Here is a 4,896-nt window from a genome sequence, read left to right as displayed (position 1 = left end):
GCATCCAAACTGCAGGGACAGAGACCCGACCCGTAACTTCCCGGGCCTCCACCTCCAAGCCGCCAGTCCGTGCAACAAGGTCGGCCGAGCTCCGAAAGCACGGCATCCTGATCTCGATGTCGGGCAAGGGGAACTGTTATGACAACGCCATGGTGGAGACGTTCTTCAAGACGCTGAAGTCGGAACTCGTCTGGCGCACCATGTTCGAAACACGCCAGGATGCCGAGCAGGCCATCGGCCGCTACATCGACGGCTTCTACAACCCTGTCCGGCGCCACTCCGCGCTCGATTTCACAAGTCCGGCCCAGTTCGAGAGAATGGCCGCCAACTGATCCAACGCCTCTCCACTAAATCGAAGCAAGTCCAGAGCGCGTCTGCGTCGCTCCGCAGCCGGGCTGCCGCGCGTCTCCAGCGCGGCTGTCCAGGCCGCCTCAAGCTGGTCCATCAAGACCCGCGTGGCAACGCATAGGCGATCACACTGTCGCCCGCCTTGGTACCCAGTGAGCCGTGCCCGCCCGCGACCACCACCACATACTGCCGGCCGTCACGCCCGAGATAGGTGATTGGCGTGGCCTGTCCACCGGCCGGTAGGCGGGCTTTCCACAACTCCCGACCGCTCGTCACCTCGTAAGCCCGCACATAGTAGTCGATCGTGCCGGACAGGAAGGCCACGCCGCCGGCAGTCATGATTGGGCCGCCGAGATTCGGTACGCCCATTGGGAAGGGCAGCGGCACTGGGGCGGCATCGCGGGTCGTGCCGTTCTTGTGCCGCCAAACGATCTCGCCCGTCCTTAGGTCGGCACCTGCCACATAGCCCCAGGGCGGCTCCTGGCAGGGCAGGCCGAGTACGGAGGTAAAGGGGTAGAGCTTCACCGCGTAGGGCGCACCGAAGTTTTCATTCAGCGCAGGCAAGCTGCCTTCCGGCCGATTTCCACCCTGGACGTAGAGCGTGGTGGTATCCTGGCGGGGCACAAGCTGGGAGACAAAGGCGAGATAGGTCGGCGTCGTAAAAGCGACCTGCCGCTGCGGGTCGACCGCGATGCTCCCCCAGTTGAAAACGCCGAAATTGCCAGGGTAGACGAGACTGCCCTGCAGCGAAGGAGGCGTGTAACGGCCGTCGTAGCGCAGACGCTTTAGCGCGATGCGGCAGGCGAGTTGGTCGAACAGGGTGGCGCCCCACATCTCGGCCCCGTTGAGCGGCGGCGGCTCAAAGGAGAGGCGCGAGACAGGCTGAGTCGGGGCGGTTTGGTCGGGCAGAACGGCGCCCTGCGGCGCAGGCACTTCTGTGACAGGCAGGATCGGCTCGCCAGTCTCCCGGTTAAGTACGTAGATCTCGCCCTGCTTGGTGGGCTGCACCAGGGCAGGCACGGTGCGGCCGTCGATGGTCAGGTCGATGAGGCTTGGCTGAGAGGGAACGTCATAGTCCCAGAGATCGTGATGCACGGTTTGGAAGACCCATCGGACCCGGCCGGTGGCGAGGTCGAGCGCGACGACTGAAGAGGAGAAGCGCTCGACATTCGGGCCGCGATCGGCGCCCCACTGATCCGGCGGCTGGTTACCAAGCGGGACATAGACCATGCCTAGATCCTCATCGACGCTGGAAACCGACCAACTGTTCGGCGAGCTTGGTGTGTAGGTCTGGCCAGGCGGCAGAGGCGCTGTCTCGTCCGGGTTGCCGGAATCCCAGTTCCACACCAAAGCGCCGGAGTTGACATCAAAGGCGCGGATCACGCCGGAGGGCTCGTGCGTCGAAACGTTATCCAGCACGGTGCCGCCGACAACTACTAGGTTCCGGGTCACCACGGCAGGAGAGGTGGAGTAGTAACCGCCCGGCTTCACGTTCGGCATGTTGGCCCAAAGATTGATCTGCCCGCCTTCGCCGAAGCCTGTGCAAACGCCACCGCTTTCCGGGTCAAGCGCGATCAGCCGGCCGTCAGCGGTTGGCATGAACAGCTTGCGCGGACAGGAGGCAACGGCTCGGGCCCCATCAGCAGCGTGGGGTAGGTTGAGCGGTGGAGGTGCCTGTTCAGGCGCAGTGCTGATGTCTTCGCCGGTGGGCGCAGCCGAAGCCGGGGCTGTAGCCGGCGCGGAGGCCGGGGCGGCAGCGCCAGGCCTCCCCTCATGGTAGGAGAGGCCACGACAGGTAAGATGCTGAAGCGCAAGCTGGTTCTGGATCTTGGGGTCGTAACGCCAAATCTCGCGCCCCGTGTCAGCGTTCAGAGCAATGACGTTTTGGTGCGGCGTGCAGAGGAAGAGACGATCGCCAATCTTGAGCGGCGTCACCTCGAACGTGGTCTCCACCGGATCGCCTGGCCGACCACGCAGATCTCCGGTCTGGTAAGTCCAGGCGACTTCCAGCTTCTCGACATTCTGCGGCGTGATCTGGGCCAGCGGTGAATAGCGCTGGCCGAAGCCGGTGCGGCCATAGGCCCACCAATCGCCGGCAGGCACGCCCTGTGTGTCGGGCGGCACAGCTCCCTGTGCCTGGGGCAGGCTACCCTCCGTGCTGTGGGGGTCGTTGAACAACGCCGCAGCACCTGCCACCAGCGCGACGGCAAGCGTGCAGGAAAGCGCTAGGCCGCCGCCGTGCAAGGCGGTGACCCGCCTCCCGTTGCTGATCTCGCCCAAACCACGTGTCACCCATGGGGTGAGCAACGCGATACCTAACAGGAAGATGATGTCCCCGCGCGCCGCGAGCGGCCACCAGTCCAGCCCTGCTTCCCAGAGCGCCCAAGCCAGGGTCGCGATGGTCAGAAAGGCGTAGAGCCAGAGCGCAGCGGGGCGCCGGCGCCACAGCAGCCAGGCCGTGGTCAACATCGCGAGAGCGGCCCCTAGGTAGAAACCGGAACCCCGCAAGACAACGAGCCAAGCCCCACCTGCGGCCAGAGCAAGCCCTAGCAGGGCTAGGATGACAGCCATGACGGAGGGGCCGTAGCTATGCTGGGAAACCCGCATGATGCATGTCCATTCAGCTGTGGCGCAGGATCGTTGAAGCGTCTGTCATGTCGATATTCAGCAAGTAGGACGGACCAGACTGCGCCGGTTCACCGTTGGTTCACCACACGAGCAGATCACGTTTGCGCCCTGCGTCGTAGGCTAATACTCGGACTTCTTTGCTCCATCAGACTCACTCTCGCAGCAAACGTCTCTACAACACAGGCGGCCCGTCGATTGTTCCCTCCTCCAACCGATTAACAGCGCCTTTCAAAACCGCTTCTGAAGCGTGTTGAGGCAGATGAGGGAGCAGGCGAGCGCGGTGAGGGCATGGTGGATGTCGAGCCTGCGCTCGTAGCGGATGGCCAGGCGGCGGAAGCGGTTGATCCAAGCGAAGGTGCGCTCGATGACCGATCTGTACTTGCCCAGCCTCTGGCTGCTTTCGATGCCGCGGCGCGCGATCCGGTGCCTGATGCCGCGCCGGAGGCAAGCCTGACGGCAGCGGCGGTGGTCATAGGCCTTATCGGCATGCAACTTGTCCGGCCTGCGTCGGGGTCGCCTGGGTTGTCCTGCAACAGGAGGCACCGCGTCGAGCAGGTCCTCGAAGGGCTTGCTGTCGTGGGTGTTGGCGCCGGTCAGCAGGACGGCGAGTGGGGTGCCGCGCCGGTCAGTGACGAAGTGCCGCTTGGTGCCTGCCTTGCCGCGGTCCGTCAGGTTCGCCCCGGTTCCGGCGCCCCCCTTTTCGTCGCAATGGACGTGCTGTCGACGCAGGCACGGCTCCAGTCGATGCGGTCGGCCTGGCGCAGGCGCCGCAGCAACTCTCGGTGCAGCCGGTCCCACACACCAGTTTGCTGCCAGTCCCGCAGCCGCCGCCAGCAGGTGACGCCGGGTGCAACGTATACGTTTCACCAGCCCATCCCGTGGCAGCATCTCCCACGGAATGCCGGAGCGCAGCACAAAGAGGATGCCGCTCAAGGCAGCACGGGGCGGCACCGCTGGCCGTCCACCCTTCGGCTTGGGCCGTTCGGGCGGCAACAGCGGCTCGATCACCGACCAGAGTTCGTCCGAGATCAGGGGCTTCGCCATGATCCTCAGATCGATGCGGCCCTGCCGTCCGTCCAGGTTTTGAAAGGTGCTGTAAGTGCCACCAATCTATAGAACGGCGGGCTCTGTCAGCGCTCGCGCCAGGCGGCCCGATTGGTCAGCGGGGCCGAGGCTGGTAGGCTCCCGGACGAGGGGGCCGGGGGTCGGGGATGAACTGTGTGGCCTGCGGCTCCGCCGCGGTGACGGAGCGGCCGGAGCACACCGCCCGGGGCTACCGCCGGTTCCGCTGCCGTGACTGTGGCAAGCAGTACAATGAGCGCAGTGACGGCGTGCTGAACCATACCCAGTACCCGTCCGATGTCATGACACTTGTGCTGTGGCGGCTGCGCTACCGGCTGACCCTGCGGCATCTCAGCGGGATGTTTCTGACCCGCGGCATCATTTTCAGCCACGAAGCGACCTTGTTGCACGGACTGGCGGCTTGGAGGTGGAGGCCCGGGAAGTTACGGGTCGGGTCTCTGTCCCTGCAGTTTGGATGCCGGCATGCCGTTCAAGACCAACTCTGACCGCCGGCACCACATCCCGAAGCAGCGGCACAAAGTGACGAACTGGTCTGAGTACGACGCTGGTCTGCGTGCCCGCGGGAGCTTTACCCCGTGGTTCACGGAGGAGGCGATCTCGGCTTGGGAAGCGGAGCCACGCAGCACGCCGGGCGGGCAACCCCTCTACTCCGCCTTGGCCATCACGACGGCGCTGACGTTGCGGGCCTTGTACCGCCTGACCCTGCGCCAGACCGAGGGGCTGATCGGCTCCATTCTCGACCTGCTCGGTCTCAACCTGGCTGTGCCTGATCATTCCACCCTGAGCCGCCGGGCCGAAACGCTGGAGGTGCCAAAGCCAGTGCCAGGGGCGAGTGGG

Annotated in this window: 4 protein-coding genes; 2 read left to right on the top strand and 2 right to left on the bottom strand. The window is 65.1% G+C overall.

Annotation, left to right across the window (positions count from 1 at the left end):
* The coding region (locus EBE87_RS27580; protein ID WP_233560265.1) for an IS3 family transposase at positions 1-332 on the top strand (332 nt) is incomplete at its 5' end.
* Positions 333-444: 112 nt separating this feature from the next.
* On the opposite strand, the gene EBE87_RS27575 is transcribed toward EBE87_RS27580, so the two are convergent.
* The gene (locus EBE87_RS27575; protein ID WP_367605479.1) at positions 445-2,919 is read right to left on the bottom strand and encodes a glucose/quinate/shikimate family membrane-bound PQQ-dependent dehydrogenase; all 2,475 of its coding nucleotides are present in this window, start codon (positions 2,917-2,919) and stop codon (positions 445-447) included.
* Between the two features lie 285 nt (positions 2,920-3,204).
* The gene (locus EBE87_RS27570) at positions 3,205-4,020 is read right to left on the bottom strand and encodes an IS5 family transposase (RefSeq protein WP_233553476.1); all 816 of its coding nucleotides are present in this window, start codon (positions 4,018-4,020) and stop codon (positions 3,205-3,207) included.
* 501 nt (positions 4,021-4,521) lie between these two features.
* Here EBE87_RS27570 and EBE87_RS27560 point away from each other — a divergent pair.
* A partial coding sequence (locus EBE87_RS27560; RefSeq protein WP_199708016.1) for a transposase occupies positions 4,522-4,896 on the top strand: 375 nt, incomplete at its 3' end.

Source organism: Teichococcus wenyumeiae, assembly GCF_003696345.1.
In the GTDB taxonomy this organism is placed as follows: Bacteria; Pseudomonadota; Alphaproteobacteria; order Acetobacterales; family Acetobacteraceae; genus Pseudoroseomonas; species Pseudoroseomonas wenyumeiae.
This window is presented reverse-complemented; position numbering and strand designations above follow the sequence as displayed.